Source organism: Ruegeria sp. AO1 (assembly GCF_056535985.1).
The window spans coordinates 1,979,299-1,995,322 of sequence record NZ_JBQFJC010000001.1 but is presented as its reverse complement, the minus strand read 5'-3'; the positions used below and the strand labels follow the sequence as shown (position 1 = coordinate 1,995,322).

Here is a 16,024-nt window from a genome sequence, read left to right as displayed (position 1 = left end):
TTGGACAGAGCGGGTTTTGCCTCGGATCCAGGCCGCGCACGGGGGCGGTTGGTGCCTGAGGAGGAAAGCAGTTTCCGGTCATGCTTTCAGCGTGATCGTGATCGCATCATTCATGCCAGCGCGTTCCGGCGGCTCAAGCATAAGACGCAAGTTTTTGTCGAACATGAAGGCGATAGCTACCGCACCCGCCTGACGCATTCGATTGAGGTGGCTCAGGTCGCGCGCACAATTGCTGGGGCTTTGGACCTGAACCCAGAGCTTACCGAGGCCATCGCGCTTGCGCATGACTTGGGTCACACACCTTTTGGTCACACGGGTGAGGACGCGCTGCATTCTTTAATGGCCCCTTACGGCGGTTTTGACCACAACGCGCAGGCCATCCGCATCGTCACCAAGCTGGAGCGCCACTATGCCGAGTTCGACGGCTGCAATCTGACATGGGAATGTCTGGAAGGGATCGCAAAGCACAACGGACCGGTGACCGGAGAGCTGCCTTGGGCTCTGGCCGAATGCAACGGCGAATTTGATCTGGAACTGCACACCCACGCCAGTGCCGAGGCACAGGTGGCGGCCTTGTCGGACGATATTGCCTATAACAACCACGATCTGCTGGATGGGCTTCGGGCCGACCTGTTCTCTGACGATGAAATCCAGCTACTCCCGATTGTGGGAGAGTGCTATGCGGCGGTTGATCGGGCCTATCCCGGACTTGACCCGTATCGCCGCCGGCATGAGGCGTTGCGGCGGGTTTTTGGTGTTATGGTCTCGGATGTGATTGATACATCGCGAGAGCTCATTGCCAGATCGGGGGCGCAGTCGGTTGAGGATATCCGGCACTATGGTGCTCCGGTCATTCAATTTTCTGACGGGCTTTGGGCGCAACTTAAGGAGATCCGCGCTTTCCTGTTCGCGCGGATGTATCGCGCCCCCAGTGTGATGGAGGTTCGGGAAAAAGTGGCGCGTGTGGTCGAAGACCTGTTCCCGATCTATCTGAATGATCCCAAACAGATGCCGACCCGCTGGCATAACGATATCGAAGCCGCGCAGGATGAGACCGCGTTGGCGCGGATCGTTTCAGATTACATTGCGGGCATGACAGATCGGTTTGCGCTGCAGGATCACAAGCGCCTGACCGGCCAGTAACTATTCGATCCCGATATAGGCCAGCGCCCAGACCTGCTGACCGGCCTGTTCCGCAGCCAGATCAGCGTCGTCGGTAGGCGGGAAGACGATCATGGTAGGACCGTAGCCGCCAATGCCCATCGGGCTGCCGTCTGCATGGGTCGCGACAATCGGGTTGTGGGCCTCAATACTGCTCCAAGGAATTTCGGCCTGATACCCGTCCAGTGCCATGGGTTTGGCGGTTCTTCCCTCAGCTCCGGCCATTGACATCACCGCCGACAGAAGAGGGCCAGAGAACGTGATCTCGCGTTTGTTGCCTTCGGGGCCGTAGGGTATCGTGATTTCGGTCTGATCAAGCGCGTCCAGCATCGCGGTGTCGAAACCGGCTGCCCCGCTATGCGTGACCTCCAGATATCCAAGCAGACCGCCGTCATTCTCGCCGCGTGCGGGCAGGTTGGTCTCAGACACCGCGCCGCCCAATGTCAGCAGAACGTGCCCCTTGGGCGCGGGCATCTCGGCCCATACGGGCGTCGCTAGGGCAAGGACAAGGGGCAGGACTAGGCGCATGGGTCGTCTCCGGTTTTGCAATCCTGCTCAAATTAGCCGTGTTCGTGGACAATCCAAGCCCAAACAGATGCCCTCCATTGACCTTGACGCTTTGCGTGGTAAACCGCCGGGCAAGCAAAAGGACATCCGAAATGAACCTGTTTTCCGAGATCCGCGGCCTTGTACTGGACGCGTTGGCGCAGATGCAGTCCGAAGGCGCTCTGCCCGAGGGGTTGAGCTTTGACAACGTGGCGGTCGAGCCGCCGCGCGATGCCGCGCATGGCGATATGGCGACCAATGCGGCGATGGTGCTGGCGAAGCCAGCCAAGATGAAACCACGCGACATCGCGGATGCTTTGGCGGTCAAGCTGGCCGCCGATGACCGGATCACCAGCGCCGAGGTTGCGGGGCCCGGGTTCCTAAACCTACGTCTGGCCGCAACGGTCTGGCAGGGTGTTCTGGCGCGCGTGTTGGAGATGGGCACGGACTACGGCCGCTCGACCATGGGACAGGGGCAGAAGGTCAACGTGGAATATGTCTCAGCCAACCCGACAGGTCCGCTGCATGTCGGTCATACAAGGGGTGCCGTGTTCGGGGACGCTCTGGCGAGCTTGCTGGCCTATTCCGGCCACGACGTGACGCGTGAGTACTACATCAACGACGGTGGCGCGCAGGTGGATGTGCTGGCACGTTCGGCCTATGAGCGCTACCGCGAAGCCAACGGTCTGAGCCCCGAGATTGCCGAGGGTCTCTATCCTGGCGACTACCTGATCCCCATCGGTGAGGCTCTGAAAGAGAAATACGGCGATAGCCTGATCGACAAGCCCGAGAGCGAATGGCTGGAAGATCTGCGCAACTTCGCCACCGACGCGATGATGGATCTGATCCGCGCCGACTTGAAGGCGCTGGGCGTTGAAATGGATGTGTTCTTCTCGGAGAAATCCCTCTATGGCACGGGCCGGATTGAGGCCGCGTTGCAGTCGCTGACCGACAAGGGCCTGATCTATGAAGGCGTGCTGGAACCGCCCAAGGGCAAAAAGCCCGAGGATTGGGAGCCGCGTGAGCAGACCCTGTTCAAATCGACCGAACATGGCGATGACGTCGACCGTCCGGTCAAGAAATCGGATGGCGCCTGGACCTATTTCGCCCCGGATATCGCCTATCACTACGACAAGGTCAGCCGTGGTTTCGACGCGCTGATCGACGTGTTTGGCGCGGATCATGGTGGCTATGTCAAACGGATGAAGGCCGCTGTGTCGGCGCTGTCTGACGGCAAGGTGCCGCTGGATATCAAACTGACCCAACTGGTGAAGCTGTGGAAAAATGGCGAGCCGTTCAAGATGTCCAAGCGGGCTGGGAACTTTGTCACCCTGCGCGATGTGGTCGATCAGGTTGGCCCGGATGTGACCCGTTTCGTGATGCTGACCCGCAAGAACGACGCGCCGCTGGACTTCGATTTCGACAAGGTGCTGGAGCAGAGCCGTGAGAACCCGGTGTTCTACGTGCAATACGCCCATGCCCGCGTCATGAGCGTGCTGCGCCGCGCGGCCGAGTCCGAGATTGCTGCCGACGATGCGACCCTTGTGGGCGCCGATCTGGGCAAGATCGACCATGCCTCCGAGCTGGCTGTGGCCAAGAAACTGGCCGAATGGCCACGCTTGGTTGAGATCGCAGCCCGGACCAACGAACCGCACCGCGTAGCCTTCTATCTGTATGAATTGGCAGGGGATTTTCACGCTCTGTGGAACAAGGGCAACGAAGAAACTCAGCTGCGCTTCATCCAGGATGGCGATGTTGCCACAAGCCAGTCGAAAATCGCATTGGCCCGTGCCGTTTCTGTTGTGATTTCAGCAGGCTTGGGTATTCTTGGCGTTACTCCGGCGCAGGAGATGCGGTAACCAATACCGCCCGAACCGCCGGTCTGAGGCAGACAAGAAATGACCCGCGCGCCTTAATTTCAGGCGCAATCGGGCGGTGAGGCGGACATGACGAGTTACGATTACTCGGGGCATCAAAGCCCCGGGCAGATGCATTACCCGAATCAATCCTATGCCGATGATGGGTATGACTACCCTGACGAGATGGCCGACCATGCCGCGCCGCGCAGCGGTTTTGGCGTCGGCAAGGCGATGAATGTGCTGGGGGCGGTCGCCTCTCTGGCGCTTGTGGCCGGAATCGGGATCTGGAGCTACAAGCTGGTGATGCGCGATGTCAGCGGCGTACCGGTTGTGCGCGCCGCCGAAGGTCCGATGCGCATTCAGCCCGAAAATCCGGGCGGGCGCCCCGCAGATCATCAGGGTCTGGCCGTGAATGCGGTTGCTGCCGAAGGCTCGGCAGCCGCCCCTGCGGATCGTCTGATCCTGGCTCCTCGTCCGGTCTCGCTGACAGATGAGGACCTGCCCGCCGGTGAATTGAAGCCGACCAAAGCTGTCCATGTCGTCGAAGAGCCGATCTCGAACGAAGAGGCCGCGGCGCTGCGGCAGAACGCAGTGGACGCACTGGTAGCCGAACTCGCGGGCGAGGCGGCTCGTGCCAATGATGAACAAACCGAGGCTAGCGTGCAGTTGGCCTCTCTGGTGACGCCCGAGGAAGAGCCGGCGATCGACCCGGCGGATTTCGCCGCGGCCCTGCCGGATCCGGCCATTGCCGAGCTTCCGGGTGTGCGCCGCTCGTTGCGCCCGCAGACCCGCCCGGCCCGCCGTGCGGTGGTCACCGATACGTCTGAGAAAGCGATCAACGCGGCCGTCAAATCCGCCGTTGGGTTGGATGTAGACCCTGACACGCTGAGCAAAGGCACTCGTCTGGCGCAGCTTGGCGCTTTTGAAAGCGCAGATGTCGCGAAGTCCGAATGGGCACGTCTGAACGGTCAATTCGGTGAGTATATGGATGGAAAACAGCGCGTTATCCAGAGAACCTCAAGCGGTGGCCGGACCTTTTACCGGTTGCGCGTGCTTGGCTTTGATGACCTAAGCGACTCACGCCAGTTCTGCGCGGCGCTTGTGGCGCAAGGGGCCGACTGTATCCCGGTGGCCGTCAGGTGACGTTCGGCGCCGCGATTTCTGACGCAGAAGCGCTGCGGTTGACCGATGACGAAAGGGCCCTGTTCCGTGAGATGAACCCGTTTGGGTTCATCCTGTTCGCGCGCAACATCGAAAGTGCCGATCAGGTCCGGGCCCTGTGCGATGACTTTCGCGAGGCCGTAGGGCGGAATTGCCCTATCACGATTGATCAAGAGGGCGGCCGTGTTCAACGCCTGCGCGCCCCTCTGGCGCGTGAATGGATGCCGCCGCTCGATCATGCCGAACGGGCCAGAGAGCATGCGGAACGCGCCATGTACCTGCGCTATCGCCTGATTGCGCATGAGCTCTTTGAGCTGGGGATCGACAGCAACTGCGCGCCGATGGTGGATGTCGCGCGCACGGAAACCCACGCCTTTCTACGTAACCGCTGCTACGGCAGCGATGCAGATAGCATCGCTCAACTTGGGCGCGCGGTTGCGCGGGGGCATTTGGATGGCGGGGTATTGCCTGTCGTCAAGCACATGCCCGGTCACGGTCGGGCCACGCTGGACACACATTTCGATCTGCCGCGCGTCGACCTGACGCTCGAAGAGCTGACGCAGACCGATTTTGCCCCGTTCAAAGCTCTGAACGACTTGCCGATGGCGATGACCGCTCATCTGGTGTTCGAACAAATCGACCCGACTCCGGCCACGATCTCGGCTCCGATGATGAAGGTCATACGCGAGGTGATCGGCTTTGACGGCCTGGTCATGACCGATGACATCAGCATGAAGGCGCTGAGCGGGTTGGTGTCCGAGCGCGCGGCACAGGCCTTGCAGGCAGGCTGTGATGTCGTATTGCACTGCAACGGCAGCTTCGCTGAGCGTCGTGATGTGCTTGAAGCCGCAGGCCAGATGACCGAGGCGGCGCAGGCCCGCGCAGATCGGGCCTTGGCCATGCGCAAAAAGCCCGCCGAACTTGACATCGAGGCCACTGAGGCTGAACTATCTGCCCTAATGGGCGGGCAGGTATATGAACGATAGTCTTTTCAGCGAAGATCCGGTCTCGGTCGCCGACCGGCTGGCGGCCGAAGCACTGATCGTTGACGTTGACGGTTTTGAGGGCCCGTTAGACGTGCTCCTGACCCTGTCGCGGACGCAAAAGGTCGACCTGCGCAAGATCTCGGTCCTGGCACTGGCGCAGCAATATCTGGCTTTTGTCGAAAAGGCGCGCGCGCTGCGGATCGAACTGGCCGCAGACTACCTGGTGATGGCCGCTTGGCTGGCCTTTCTCAAATCCCGCCTCCTGCTGCCGCCTGACCCGGATGATGAGGGGCCCTCGGGTGAGGAACTCGCAGCCCACTTGGCGTTTCAGCTTGAGCGCCTGCAGGCCATGCGTGATGCCGCCGCCCGGCTCATGGCGCGGGACCAGCTGGGGCGCGATTTCTTCAAGCGCGGGCAGGCCGAAGACGTCACTCGCATTCGCACAGTGACCTATTCCGCCACGCTGTTGGACTTGATGCAGGGCTATGCGCGCATCCGTACCCGAGATGAATTCCGCCCCTTTGTGATGGACCGCGACTCGGTTTTCACGATGGAGCAGGCGCTGGAGCGTATGCGCCCTCTGATCGGGTTTGCCGGTGCCTGGACCGATATGGAGACCTATCTGCCCGACGGATGGGACGGTGATCCGGTGCGGCGACGCTCGGCCACGGCGGCAACCTTTGCGGCCTCGCTGGAGCTGGTGAAAGAAGGACATATGGAGATCAAGCAAAGTGACACCTTTGCCCCGATCCATCTGCGCAAGAGGACCGAGACCCGTGACTGACGCCCCCGAAGAAACCGGCACCCTGTTCGAAGCGCCCCCTCTGGCCGAGCAGGAGCGGATGGTCGAGGCGGTGCTGTTTGCCAGCGCCGCACCAGTGACGAATGCCGATCTTGAGGCGCGGATGCCACATGGTAGCAATGCCTCGCAGGCCGTCGAATTGCTTCAGAAACGCTACGAGGGCCGCGGTGTGCGCGTGGTCAAGGTAGGTGAGGCATGGGCGATCCGAACCGCCCCTGACCTTGGCTTTCTAATGCAGAAGGAAACGGTTGAGACCCGCAAGCTGAGCCGTGCGGCGATCGAAACGCTGGCCATCGTGGCCTATCACCAGCCTTGCACGCGGGCCGAGATCGAAGAGATACGCGGTGTCTCCGTGTCACGCGGGACCATCGACCAACTGCTCGAGATGGAGTGGATCCGGCTGGGCCGCCGCCGCATGACGCCCGGTCGTCCGGTGACCTTTGTCGTCACGCCCGAGTTTCTGGATCATTTTGGTCTGGAGAACGCCCGCGACCTACCGGGCCTCAAGGAATTGCGCGCCGCTGGCTTGTTGGAAAATCGCCCGCCGCCGGGTGCTATCCCACTGGGCGAGGGGCGCGAAGACGAAGTTGACGAAGATCAGACCGAACTCTTCGAGGAAGAGTGATCAGACAGCCCTTTTGCCGCCGTATAGATACCCTATCTCTAGGCGCAGGAAACGGAGTTGAGCAATGAGTGCAAATCGGATCATCGACATGATCGTCCGCCAGGTCACGCGCCGTCTTGTCAACAAGGGGATCGACAAGGGATTTGATATGGCCAGCCGTATGGGCGGTTCGTCGGATGCGGATAGTAGCCAACCAAAAGGGAAACCGGGGCCGGCCCAGTCGCAGAGTATCAAACAGGCCAAGCAGATGACCCGTCAGATGCGGCGGTTCATGCGGTTTTAGGTAGCCGCCTTGAAGTGTTTGGACAGTTTCAGTCCCTGTCCTTGATAGTTCGAGGCAATGCCCGCGCCATATAGCTGCGTGGGCATTTCGGACATCTTCTCATAGACCAAGCGCCCTACGACCTGACCGTGTTCTAGCACGAACGGGGCTTCGTGGCAGCGAACCTCAAGCACACCGCGCGATCCGGCACCACCTGCGGCCGCGTGGCCAAAGCCGGGGTCAAAAAAGCCCGCATAGTGAACACGGAACTCACCGACCATGGCCAGATAGGGGGCCATTTCTGCCGCGTACATGGGTGGGATATGCACCGCCTCCCGGCTGACGAGGATATAGAACGCGCCGGGATCGAGGATGATGCAGCCATCGCTCGTGCGCACCTCTTCCCAATAATCCTGCGGGTCGTATGCGCCGATCCGGTCCAGATCAATCACGCCTGTATGCGGCTTTGCGCGATAGCCAACCAGATCGGTGTCGGGCAATTGCAGGTCAACGGAAAAGCCCAACCCGTCCTGAATTACGGCAGGCCCGTCGACCAGCGGGGACTCGGTGTGCAAGGCGGTCAATTCCGCGTCGGTCAGAACGGCCTGGCCCTGACGGAATCGAATCTGGTTCAGCCGCATGCCGGGTCGTACAAGAACCGAGAAGGACCGTGGACAGATCTCGGCATAGAGTGGACCAGTATAGCCTGCGGGCACCCGGTCGAACTCGGTGCCGCCATCGGTGATAGTGCGGGTCAGTAGGTCCAATCGACCGGTCGAACTTTTGGCATTCGCCACCGCGCTGGTCTCGGCTGGCAGGGCGAGTGATTCCATCAACGGCACCAGATAGACGCAGCCTTTCTCCAAAACGGCTCCGTCGGTGATGTCGATCCTGTGCATTTCGAACTCGGACAGACGGTCGGCGACCGATCGCCCTTCGCCCGCCAAGAACGAAGCGCGGACGCGGTAAGCCACTGTTCCCAAACGCAGATCAAGGCTAGCGGGTTGCACCTGTGCCGGGATCACATCCGGGCTTGCACTGATTTCGCCACGCGCAATCATCGCTTCGATCTGCTGGTTTGGGCATACACCTGTCATTTCGATCCCCCCTGATGCCAGAGCGGGATCTGGCCTGTCTGCCATAAACGTCGGTGTGATTTGGTCGGGCTAGCAGGACTCGAACCTGCGACCTTCCGTCCCCCAGACGGACGCGCTACCAGGCTGCGCCATAGCCCGACGTTGGAGTGTTCATAACGGTTTTCCCGGCAGGGGCAAGAGGAAAACATTGCCTTTTTTCTATCCCGCAGTCCGTGTTTCCACCCGGTTCAACCATGCACGCAAATCCTTGGCCAAGGGCGCGATACGGCTGAGTAGTTCATCGTCGAATTCGGACCGATTCCATGCCAGTGAAGCGATGCCTCCAACCAAAGGCGCGGCATCCAAATCGGCTGGTTCTGCGCTTTCCTCTGGTGCCTCGGCCTCTTGTGGTGCGTCGAGGTCCATGGGGATTTGTTCGGTCTGCGGGGCAGGTTTGGCGGAAAAGGGAACAACGGTGTTGTCCGTATTCTCGGCCGTGGGATCATCCAGAGAAGGAGAGAGCGCGGCGACATGGGCAACGCCCTGTTCGCGCAAAATCCGCTGTACGCCCTTGATGGTGATCCCATCCTCGTGCAGCAGCTTTTTGATACCGCCCAGCAGACGCATATCATTGGGGCGGTAGTACCGGCGCCCTCCGGCCCGTTTCACGGGCTTGACGTGTGTGAACCGGCTTTCCCAAAAGCGCAGGACATGGGCCTGTACTCCGAGCCAATCCGCAACTTCACTTATGGTGCGAAATGCGTCGGGAGATTTGCTCATGTCCGCGAGGTCCTAGGATTACTTGCGATTCCCGGCGGCGACGCGATCCTTCATCAGGTGCGACGGACGGAAAGTTAGCACGCGGCGGGGTTGAATGGGAACCTCCTCGCCGGTTTTGGGGTTGCGACCGATACGAGCGGTTTTGTCCCGAACGCTGAACGTGCCGAATGAGGAAATCTTAACCTGTTCACCGCGCACCAGCGCGTCGGACATGTGGTTCAGAACGCTTTCCACCAGCTGCGCGCTTTCGTTGCGTGACAGGCCAACTTCACGAAAGACGGCTTCGCTTAGATCCATTCGGGTCAGTGTTTTGTCGCTCATACCTTTTCCCCTGTTGCTGTCAAAGCATAGGGCGGGGGCAAATTCACTGTCAATATCAATGAATTGCAGGTGGGGGCGTAAGCTGAATTGCGCCGGTTACCAGCGCAGAACAACAGCGCCCCAAGCCAGCCCGCCGCCGATGGCTTCGGTTACGATCAGATCGCCTTGCTTGATTTGCCCACGCTGTTTGCCAACCGACAGGGCCAGAGGGATCGACGCGGCCGAGGTGTTGCCGTGATCCTGTACGGTGACCACGACATTCTCCATCGGCAGGCCCATCTTCTTGGCGGTGCCCTGAATGATGCGGATATTGGCCTGATGCGGCACAATCCAATCAACGTCCGAGGCCGAAAGCCCGGCGCGATCCAGTGCGGTGTTGGCGGTTTTGGCAAGCTTTTCAACGGCATGACGGAAGACCTGATTGCCTTGCATCCGCAAATGACCGGTCGATTGCGTTGACACGCCGCCATCCACGTAAAGCAGGTCCTGATAACGTCCGTCCGAGTTCAGATCAGTTGCCAGAACGCCTCGGTCGGCTGCAGTGCCTGCGCCGTCTTGTTCCTCAAGGATCAGGGCACCTGCGCCGTCGCCGAACAACACGCAGGTCGAACGGTCGGTCCAGTCCATGATTCGGGAAAACGTTTCGGCCCCGATCACCAGAACGCGTTTAGCCTGACCCGAGAGGATCAGCGCGTTTGCATTGCTCAGCGCGAAAACGAATCCGGCACATACGGCTTGCACATCGAAGGCAAAGCCGCGCGTCATGCCAAGGCGGGCCTGAACCATGGTCGCCGCTGACGGAAAGGTCAGATCAGCGGTCGAGGTCGCAAGAACGATGGCGTCAATGTCGTCCGCCTCTAACCCCGCGTCTGCAAGGGCGGCTTTTGCGGCATTGGTCGCCAGATCCGAGGTGGTTTCGCCTTCGGCAGCAAAGTGGCGGCGTTCGATCCCCGACCGGGTTCGGATCCATTCATCCGTCGTATCCAAAGTCTGTTCAAACTCGGAATTCGGGACAACACGTTCGGGCAAATAATGTCCGACACCTACAACGACTGAACGGCCTGCCATGTTTGAGGTACTGCCTTCTTTGTTATTTTTCCGCCTGCGGCGCGGCATGCGCGGCATCTTGTGCAAGCTGGGCCGTTGATGCAACCCGTGCTGCCAATTTTTCGGCAAAACCTGATTGGGCCAGCGTGAAGGCCAGCTTGACTGCGGCTGACACTCCGGTCGCGTCCGCGCCGCCGTGGGATTTCACCACAGTTCCGTTCAGCCCCAGGAAAACGCCTCCGTTCACCCGACGCGGATCGATGCGTTTTTTCAGGCGATTCAGCGAGGTGATCGCCAACACCGACGCAAGCCGCGAGAGGGGTGTGTATTTGAATGCTTCGCGCAGAAGATCGCCGATCAGGCTGGCCGTGCCTTCGCCGGTTTTGATCGCGACATTGCCGGTAAACCCATCGGTCACAATGACATCTGCCTTGTCGCCGGGAATATCGCTGCCTTCGACAAAGCCCACGAAATCAAAATTCGCGGATTCGGCGAAGTCAGTAATCATGGCATGCGCTTCTTTAAGCTCTGCCCGACCTTTGTGTTCCTCGGTACCGACATTCAGAAGCCCGATCCGAGGGCGTTGCAGCGCCATGCCGTTGCGGGCGTAAGAGGCGCCCATCAGCGCATATTGCAGCAGATCCTTGGCGTCGGCGCGCACATCGGCGCCTACATCCAACATCACGTTGAACCCCTGAGGGTTGCGTGAGGGCCACAGAATCGCAATCGCCGGGCGGCTGACACCCGGCAGTTTGCGCAGACGCATCATCGACAGCGCCATCAACGCGCCGGTGTTGCCACAGGATACCGCGCCATGGGCATCACCCTGACGCACGGCCTCAAGCGTGGACCACATCGAGGTCTGTTTGCCGTTGCGCACAACCTGGCTGGGCTTGTCCTCCATCGTGACGACGTCAGGACAATCACGAAAATCGACGCGCCCATCAAGGACGCGCCGTTTCGCTACGAGCTTGCGCAGCTTGTCTTCGGGACCGTGCAGCAGAAACCCGATATCGGGGTTCTTCTTCGCCGATTGCGCCAAACCTGCAACAACAGCTACGGGACCATCGTCCCCCCCCATGGCATCAACGGAAATGATGATCCGTCCGGCGTGCGTGGGTTGTTCCGTCATGCGAAGGCTTGCGCTCGATCAGGCTTAGGCTGCGTCTTCGTCCAGGTCGATTTCGTCGGCCTGAGCGACGACTTCGCGGTCGTCATAGTGGCCGCAGGATGCGCAAACGTGGTGCGGGCGCTTCAGCTCGCCGCAGTTCGGGCATTCGTTCGGGTTTGCAGCAACCAGAGCGTCGTGTGCGCGGCGGTTGTTGCGACGCGACTTGGAAACTTTGTTCTGTTGGACGGCCATGGTCTCAACCTTTGTCTACTGAGGGTCAGCAGAATCGCCGCCGACCGGGTTTCATATTTCGTTTATCGTGGTTTGACGCGCGTTTAGGGTACATGCCCCACGTTGTCCAACCCTAAATCCGATGAGCGCGCGAAAATACTGCGATTCTCTACATGTTCAAGCGATTTTTCTGACCGCTTGCTATGACAGGAAATCTCTGCCCTGTCACTCGTCTTTTTTCAGCGCATCGCGCAAACCTGCCAGTCCGGCGAAGGGTTTGGCATCTTCGTCCGTCATCGCCTGTTTACCCGGCTCTGTATAGTCGGCCTGCTCCAGTTCCGCACCCTCCTTGCGTGGATAAAGGGGGAGGGCCAGCGACAGCGCCTCGATCATCACCTGTGTGGGGTCAATTTCGGTGCCAAGGGCTTCGGTTTCGTCGCCTTCGGGGATTTCGAACTCCTCGTCCTCGGGGTCTGCCCAATCGGCCAGAAAAGTGCGGGTGACGGGGACGTCAATGCGTGTGGTCACCGGTTCCAGCGTCACGACACAGGGTTGCACGACTGTTGCGCCCAGTTTGGCGGTGAGGACCCAGTCCTTTTTTCCTTCGGCCTCAACTTGGCCGACAAAGCTGAGCTTGCGAAGACCCAGCAGGTCAAGCTCGGCTTTGATGTTGTCCAGTTCCGTCGCGTTTGGGCGCAACTCGAAGGATGTTGGCGTGTTTTGGGGCAGGTCGGCCACCCGCAGAGATGTCATGTTGCTCATTCGTGACCCTTTCCTGTGTTGAACCGGGGCATCGGTTTCTGTAAGCGGATAGGGGCCGCTACGGATCAAGGCAAGAGGGTGTATATGGTGATGGGTGTAAACAAGGTGAAACGAGCAGCGAAATCGCTCGTCTTTATTGCCTGTCTGGCTGCGATTGCGGCCTGTACGCCGACCTTCAAGAATCACGGCTATATTCCGCCTGCCGAAGATCTGGCCGAGATCAAAGTGGGCGTCGATACCCGCGACACCGTGGCCGAAGCCATCGGCGCGCCCGGCATTTCCGGCGTTGTGCAAGATTCGGGCTATTACTACGTCGCCTCTCGCGTACGCTTTTACGGCCCCAAAAGGCCCGAGGTTGTCTCGCGCGAGTTGGTTGCCATCAGCTTTGACCAGCGCGGCGTCGTCAGCAATATCGAGAAGTTCGGCCTTGAAGACGGTGTCGTCGTGACCCTTGAACGGCGCGTGACCGAATCCAGTGTCCAGAACACCGGCTTCCTACGTCAGCTGCTTGGAAATATCGGCAACTTCAACCCAGCCAACATTCCGGGCGCTTCGAACTGAGTCACAGGACTGTCGTGTCGTCTTCACAAGGCGGTCACATCTGCCGTGATAGCAGAGCCATAAGGTTGAAATCCGGTCGGCAAGGGCGGAGGATGCGGTCATGGCTGTGTTGTTGAGCAAAGGGCGCTTTCGGGCACGTCTGGCGCAGAGTGACGAAGATCTGGCGGCGGCGCAGGCGCTCCGAACGCGGGCGTTTGGCACCGGCGCATTGGATGCTGACGCGTTCGATCCCGTTTGCGCCCATGTTCTGGTCGAAGACCTGCAGGACGAGGGCGCTCTGTTATGTTGTTTCCGCATGCTGACCATGGAGAGCGGTGCTGAGATCGGACGCAGCTACTCGGCGCAGTTTTACGATCTGTCCAGCCTCGAAGGATTCTCGGGCCGTATGGTCGAGATGGGGCGGTTCTGTATCCACCCCGACCGGACAGACCCGGACATCCTGCGTGTGGCGTGGGGCGCGATGACGGCCTATGTGGACCGGAACCGGATCGAGATGCTGTTTGGATGTTCCTCATTCGCAGGGACCGAGACGGCCGAGTATCTGGATGCGTTTGCGATGCTCAAACACCGTCATTTGGCCCCGAAACGCTGGCTGCCGCAGGTGAAGGCACCGGATGTGTTTCGGTTTGCGTCCAAGCTGCGGCGCAGGCCGGACGTCAAAAAAGCGATGCTACGGATGCCGCCCTTGCTGCGCACCTATCTGATGATGGGCGGCTGGGTCAGCGATCACGCGGTGGTGGATCGGCATATGAACACGTTGCACGTTTTCACCGGGTTAGAGATCGGTGCGATTCCTCCAGCCCGCAAACGCTTGTTGCGGGCGGTGGCCGGGTGAATCGAGTATTTTTGAAAAGGTGAAGCCGGGGCGTTGACGCATCAGGCTGGCCGGTTTAGCTGGCGGGCATGGCGAGAATTCCTTTGTTGCAGATGTCTGGTATTTCCCTGACCTTCGGGGGTGATCCGGTGTTTTCCGGTTTGGATCTGGTGGTCCAGCCGGGTGATCGAGTAGCGCTAGTGGGGCGCAACGGCTCGGGTAAGTCCACCTTGATGAAGGTGATGGCGGGGCTGGTTGAGGCGGATCAGGGCGAGATCGTTGTGCCTCCCGGTAAATCCGTTGGCTATATGGAGCAGGACCCGGGGATGGAGGGGTTCGCGACGCTGGGCGATTATGCCTCAAGCGGGTTGGAGCCGGGCGAGCTGTACAAGGTCGAACGCGCGGGTGAGGGGTTGAAATTCGACCCATCGCGCCCCGTTGAGACCGCTTCGGGCGGGGAACGGAGGCGGGCGGCCTTGGCCAAGCTGATGGCCGAAGCGCCGGACCTGATGTTGTTGGACGAGCCGACCAACCATCTGGACATCGAAGCCATCGCTTGGCTCGAGCGCGAATTGGGCGCGACGCGGGCTGCCTATGTGCTGATCTCGCACGACCGCGCGTTTCTGCGGGCGTTGACCCGCGCGACCCTATGGATTGATCGCGGCATGGTGCGGCGGCAGGAGCAGGGGTTTGAGGCGTTCGAGACTTGGCGCGACAAGGTCTGGGAAGAGGAAGATCAGCAGCGTCACAAGTTGAACCGCCTGATCAAGTCTGAGGCGAAATGGGCGGTCGAAGGGATCAGCGCGCGACGTAAGCGCAACCAAGGGCGGGTGCGCGCGTTGCAGGCCTTGAGGGCCGAGAAGGCGGCGCAGATCAAACGTCAGGGCTCGGCGGCGATGTCACTCGAAGCGGGCCCGAAGTCCGGCCGCAAGGTGATCGAGGCCAAGGCTTTGTCGAAAGCCTATGGCGACAAGCAGATCGTGCGCAGTTTTGATCTCTTGGCGCAGCGCGGCGATCGGGTTGCTTTTGTTGGACCGAACGGGGTGGGCAAAACCACTCTATTGAAGATGCTGCTGGGGCAGGAGACCCCGGATGAAGGCTCTGTGACGCTGGGCACCAACCTTGAGATCGCGGTGTTCGACCAGACCCGCGCGCAGTTGGACCCTGAGATGAGCCTGTGGGACAGCCTGACCGGCGATCCAGAGATGCGCGTGTCGGGCAAGGCCGATCAGGTCATGGTTGGCGGGCAGCCCAAGCATGTTGTGGGTTACCTCAAAGAGTTTCTGTTCGATGAACGCCAGGCAAGAGCGGCTGTTAAGTCCCTGTCTGGCGGGGAAAAAGCGCGTTTGCTGTTGGCGAAGCTGATGGCGAAACCGTCGAACCTGCTGGTGCTGGACGAACCGACCAACGATCTGGATGTGGAAACTCTGGACCTGTTGCAAGAGCTGTTGGACGACTATGACGGCACGGTTCTGCTAGTCAGCCACGACCGGGACTTTCTGGACCGCGTTGCCACCACAACCATCGCGATGGAGGGCAATGGCCGCGCGACCGTCTACGCGGGCGGGTGGTCGGATTATATCGCTCAGCGGGGTGATCTTGCCCCTAAGAAAGAAGAGAAAACAAAAGCTTCCAAGCCAAAGGTGAAGCAAGAGGTCAAGCCGAAACTAGGCCTGTCCTTCTCGGAAAAACACCGGTTGGAGAAACTCCCGGCCGAGATCGCGCGGCTGGAGGCCGAGATTGCCAAGCTGGAAGAGCTGATGGCCGACCCCGATCTGTTCACGCGTGAGCCGGTCAAGTTCCAGAAAGCCACCGAAGCGCTAGTCGAACGGCAGGAAAAACTGTCGGCCTCCGAGGAAGAGTGGCTGATGCTGGAGGAAAAGGCCGAAGGCGGGTAGCAAACGACCCGGAACCCGTTT

At 60.2% G+C, this 16,024-nt stretch carries 18 protein-coding genes and 1 tRNA gene; 10 read left to right on the top strand and 9 right to left on the bottom strand.

The window, feature by feature from the left end:
* Complete coding sequence (locus ACR3FB_RS09855) at window positions 1–1,143, top strand: deoxyguanosinetriphosphate triphosphohydrolase (protein ID WP_480564199.1); 1,143 nt, start codon at window positions 1–3, stop codon at window positions 1,141–1,143.
* On the opposite strand, the gene ACR3FB_RS09850 is transcribed toward ACR3FB_RS09855, so the two are convergent.
* The gene (locus tag ACR3FB_RS09850; RefSeq protein WP_480564202.1) at window positions 1,144–1,689 is read right to left on the bottom strand and encodes a putative pterin-binding protein; all 546 of its coding nucleotides are present in this window, start codon (window positions 1,687–1,689) and stop codon (window positions 1,144–1,146) included.
* A 131-nt stretch (window positions 1,690–1,820) separates the two neighbouring features.
* Between ACR3FB_RS09850 and argS the strand changes: the two genes are divergently transcribed.
* The 6 genes from argS (at window position 1,821) to ACR3FB_RS09820 (ending at window position 7,423) form a co-directional block, all read left to right on the top strand.
* Window positions 1,821–3,566 carry an arginine--tRNA ligase gene (gene argS / locus ACR3FB_RS09845; protein ID WP_480564204.1) on the top strand — a complete coding sequence of 582 codons (1,746 nt, stop codon included), beginning with the start codon at window positions 1,821–1,823 and terminating at the stop codon, window positions 3,564–3,566.
* An 87-nt stretch (window positions 3,567–3,653) separates the two neighbouring features.
* A complete protein-coding gene (locus tag ACR3FB_RS09840; RefSeq protein WP_480564207.1) occupies window positions 3,654–4,709 on the top strand; it encodes an SPOR domain-containing protein in 1,056 nt (351 codons plus the stop codon).
* Window positions 4,706–5,713 (top strand): beta-N-acetylhexosaminidase, encoded by a 1,008-nt coding sequence (gene nagZ / locus ACR3FB_RS09835; RefSeq protein WP_480564210.1) that lies wholly within the window; start codon window positions 4,706–4,708, stop codon window positions 5,711–5,713. Before ACR3FB_RS09840 ends, nagZ begins: the two co-directional genes overlap by 4 nt.
* On the top strand, window positions 5,703–6,497 hold the full coding sequence (locus ACR3FB_RS09830; protein ID WP_170688808.1) for a segregation and condensation protein A: 795 nt from the start codon (window positions 5,703–5,705) through the stop codon (window positions 6,495–6,497). The genes nagZ and ACR3FB_RS09830 overlap by 11 nt, the downstream gene beginning before the upstream one ends.
* Window positions 6,490–7,140, top strand: coding sequence for an SMC-Scp complex subunit ScpB (gene scpB / locus ACR3FB_RS09825; RefSeq protein ID WP_170373946.1), 651 nt, complete (start codon window positions 6,490–6,492; stop codon window positions 7,138–7,140). The genes ACR3FB_RS09830 and scpB overlap by 8 nt, the downstream gene beginning before the upstream one ends.
* A gap of 64 nt (window positions 7,141–7,204) precedes the next feature.
* A complete protein-coding gene (locus ACR3FB_RS09820; protein WP_425082952.1) occupies window positions 7,205–7,423 on the top strand; it encodes a hypothetical protein in 219 nt (72 codons plus the stop codon).
* On the opposite strand, the gene ACR3FB_RS09815 is transcribed toward ACR3FB_RS09820, so the two are convergent.
* From ACR3FB_RS09815 to ACR3FB_RS09780, 8 genes are all read right to left on the bottom strand, one after another.
* The gene (locus ACR3FB_RS09815) at window positions 7,420–8,499 is read right to left on the bottom strand and encodes a 2'-deoxycytidine 5'-triphosphate deaminase (RefSeq protein WP_480564213.1); all 1,080 of its coding nucleotides are present in this window, start codon (window positions 8,497–8,499) and stop codon (window positions 7,420–7,422) included. The two genes, ACR3FB_RS09820 and ACR3FB_RS09815, sit on opposite strands and share 4 nt — an antisense overlap.
* Before the next feature lie 61 nt (window positions 8,500–8,560).
* A tRNA-Pro gene (locus ACR3FB_RS09810) sits at window positions 8,561–8,637 on the bottom strand.
* 60 nt (window positions 8,638–8,697) lie between these two features.
* Window positions 8,698–9,258 (bottom strand): MerR family transcriptional regulator, encoded by a 561-nt coding sequence (locus ACR3FB_RS09805; RefSeq protein ID WP_480564216.1) that lies wholly within the window; start codon window positions 9,256–9,258, stop codon window positions 8,698–8,700.
* Window positions 9,259–9,276: 18 nt separating this feature from the next.
* Window positions 9,277–9,579: an integration host factor subunit alpha gene (gene ihfA, locus ACR3FB_RS09800; RefSeq protein WP_037316145.1), complete on the bottom strand. Its 303-nt coding sequence runs from the start codon at window positions 9,577–9,579 to the stop codon at window positions 9,277–9,279.
* Window positions 9,580–9,675: 96 nt separating this feature from the next.
* Entirely contained in the window at window positions 9,676–10,647 is a 972-nt protein-coding gene (locus ACR3FB_RS09795; protein WP_480564218.1) for a beta-ketoacyl-ACP synthase III, read from the bottom strand.
* A 22-nt stretch (window positions 10,648–10,669) separates the two neighbouring features.
* The gene (gene plsX, locus ACR3FB_RS09790) at window positions 10,670–11,758 is read right to left on the bottom strand and encodes a phosphate acyltransferase PlsX (protein WP_170548168.1); all 1,089 of its coding nucleotides are present in this window, start codon (window positions 11,756–11,758) and stop codon (window positions 10,670–10,672) included.
* Window positions 11,759–11,782: 24 nt separating this feature from the next.
* Entirely contained in the window at window positions 11,783–11,989 is a 207-nt protein-coding gene (gene rpmF / locus ACR3FB_RS09785) for a 50S ribosomal protein L32 (protein WP_008756996.1), read from the bottom strand.
* Window positions 11,990–12,193: 204 nt separating this feature from the next.
* Window positions 12,194–12,730 carry a YceD family protein gene (locus ACR3FB_RS09780; RefSeq protein ID WP_480564221.1) on the bottom strand — a complete coding sequence of 179 codons (537 nt, stop codon included), beginning with the start codon at window positions 12,728–12,730 and terminating at the stop codon, window positions 12,194–12,196.
* Window positions 12,731–12,814: 84 nt separating this feature from the next.
* Here ACR3FB_RS09780 and ACR3FB_RS09775 point away from each other — a divergent pair, with 84 nt between their 5' ends.
* From ACR3FB_RS09775 to ACR3FB_RS09765, 3 genes are all read left to right on the top strand, one after another.
* Window positions 12,815–13,291 (top strand): outer membrane protein assembly factor BamE, encoded by a 477-nt coding sequence (locus ACR3FB_RS09775; protein ID WP_425082948.1) that lies wholly within the window; start codon window positions 12,815–12,817, stop codon window positions 13,289–13,291.
* Between the two features lie 100 nt (window positions 13,292–13,391).
* The gene (locus ACR3FB_RS09770; RefSeq protein WP_480564224.1) at window positions 13,392–14,126 is read left to right on the top strand and encodes a GNAT family N-acetyltransferase; all 735 of its coding nucleotides are present in this window, start codon (window positions 13,392–13,394) and stop codon (window positions 14,124–14,126) included.
* 68 nt (window positions 14,127–14,194) lie between these two features.
* Window positions 14,195–16,003 (top strand): ABC-F family ATP-binding cassette domain-containing protein, encoded by a 1,809-nt coding sequence (locus ACR3FB_RS09765; protein ID WP_480564227.1) that lies wholly within the window; start codon window positions 14,195–14,197, stop codon window positions 16,001–16,003.
* Window positions 16,004–16,024: the final 21 nt, after the last annotated feature.

Excerpts from the sequence above, each read along its gene's own strand:
- ACR3FB_RS09850 (WP_480564202.1), bottom strand. The coding sequence starts at position 1,689 with ATGCGCCTAGTCCTGCCCCTTGTCCTTGCCCTAGCGACGCCCGTATGG.
- argS (WP_480564204.1), top strand. The coding sequence starts at position 1,821 with ATGAACCTGTTTTCCGAGATCCGCGGCCTTGTACTGGACGCGTTGGCG.
- ACR3FB_RS09840 (WP_480564207.1), top strand. The coding sequence starts at position 3,654 with ATGACGAGTTACGATTACTCGGGGCATCAAAGCCCCGGGCAGATGCAT.
- ACR3FB_RS09830 (WP_170688808.1), top strand. The coding sequence starts at position 5,703 with ATGAACGATAGTCTTTTCAGCGAAGATCCGGTCTCGGTCGCCGACCGG.
- ACR3FB_RS09820 (WP_425082952.1), top strand. The coding sequence starts at position 7,205 with ATGAGTGCAAATCGGATCATCGACATGATCGTCCGCCAGGTCACGCGC.
- ACR3FB_RS09815 (WP_480564213.1), bottom strand. The coding sequence starts at position 8,499 with ATGACAGGTGTATGCCCAAACCAGCAGATCGAAGCGATGATTGCGCGT.
- ACR3FB_RS09805 (WP_480564216.1), bottom strand. The coding sequence starts at position 9,258 with ATGAGCAAATCTCCCGACGCATTTCGCACCATAAGTGAAGTTGCGGAT.
- ihfA (WP_037316145.1), bottom strand. The coding sequence starts at position 9,579 with ATGAGCGACAAAACACTGACCCGAATGGATCTAAGCGAAGCCGTCTTT.
- ACR3FB_RS09795 (WP_480564218.1), bottom strand. The coding sequence starts at position 10,647 with ATGGCAGGCCGTTCAGTCGTTGTAGGTGTCGGACATTATTTGCCCGAA.
- plsX (WP_170548168.1), bottom strand. The coding sequence starts at position 11,758 with ATGACGGAACAACCCACGCACGCCGGACGGATCATCATTTCCGTTGAT.
- rpmF (WP_008756996.1), bottom strand. The coding sequence starts at position 11,989 with ATGGCCGTCCAACAGAACAAAGTTTCCAAGTCGCGTCGCAACAACCGC.
- ACR3FB_RS09780 (WP_480564221.1), bottom strand. The coding sequence starts at position 12,730 with ATGAGCAACATGACATCTCTGCGGGTGGCCGACCTGCCCCAAAACACG.
- ACR3FB_RS09775 (WP_425082948.1), top strand. The coding sequence starts at position 12,815 with ATGGTGATGGGTGTAAACAAGGTGAAACGAGCAGCGAAATCGCTCGTC.
- ACR3FB_RS09770 (WP_480564224.1), top strand. The coding sequence starts at position 13,392 with ATGGCTGTGTTGTTGAGCAAAGGGCGCTTTCGGGCACGTCTGGCGCAG.
- ACR3FB_RS09765 (WP_480564227.1), top strand. The coding sequence starts at position 14,195 with ATGGCGAGAATTCCTTTGTTGCAGATGTCTGGTATTTCCCTGACCTTC.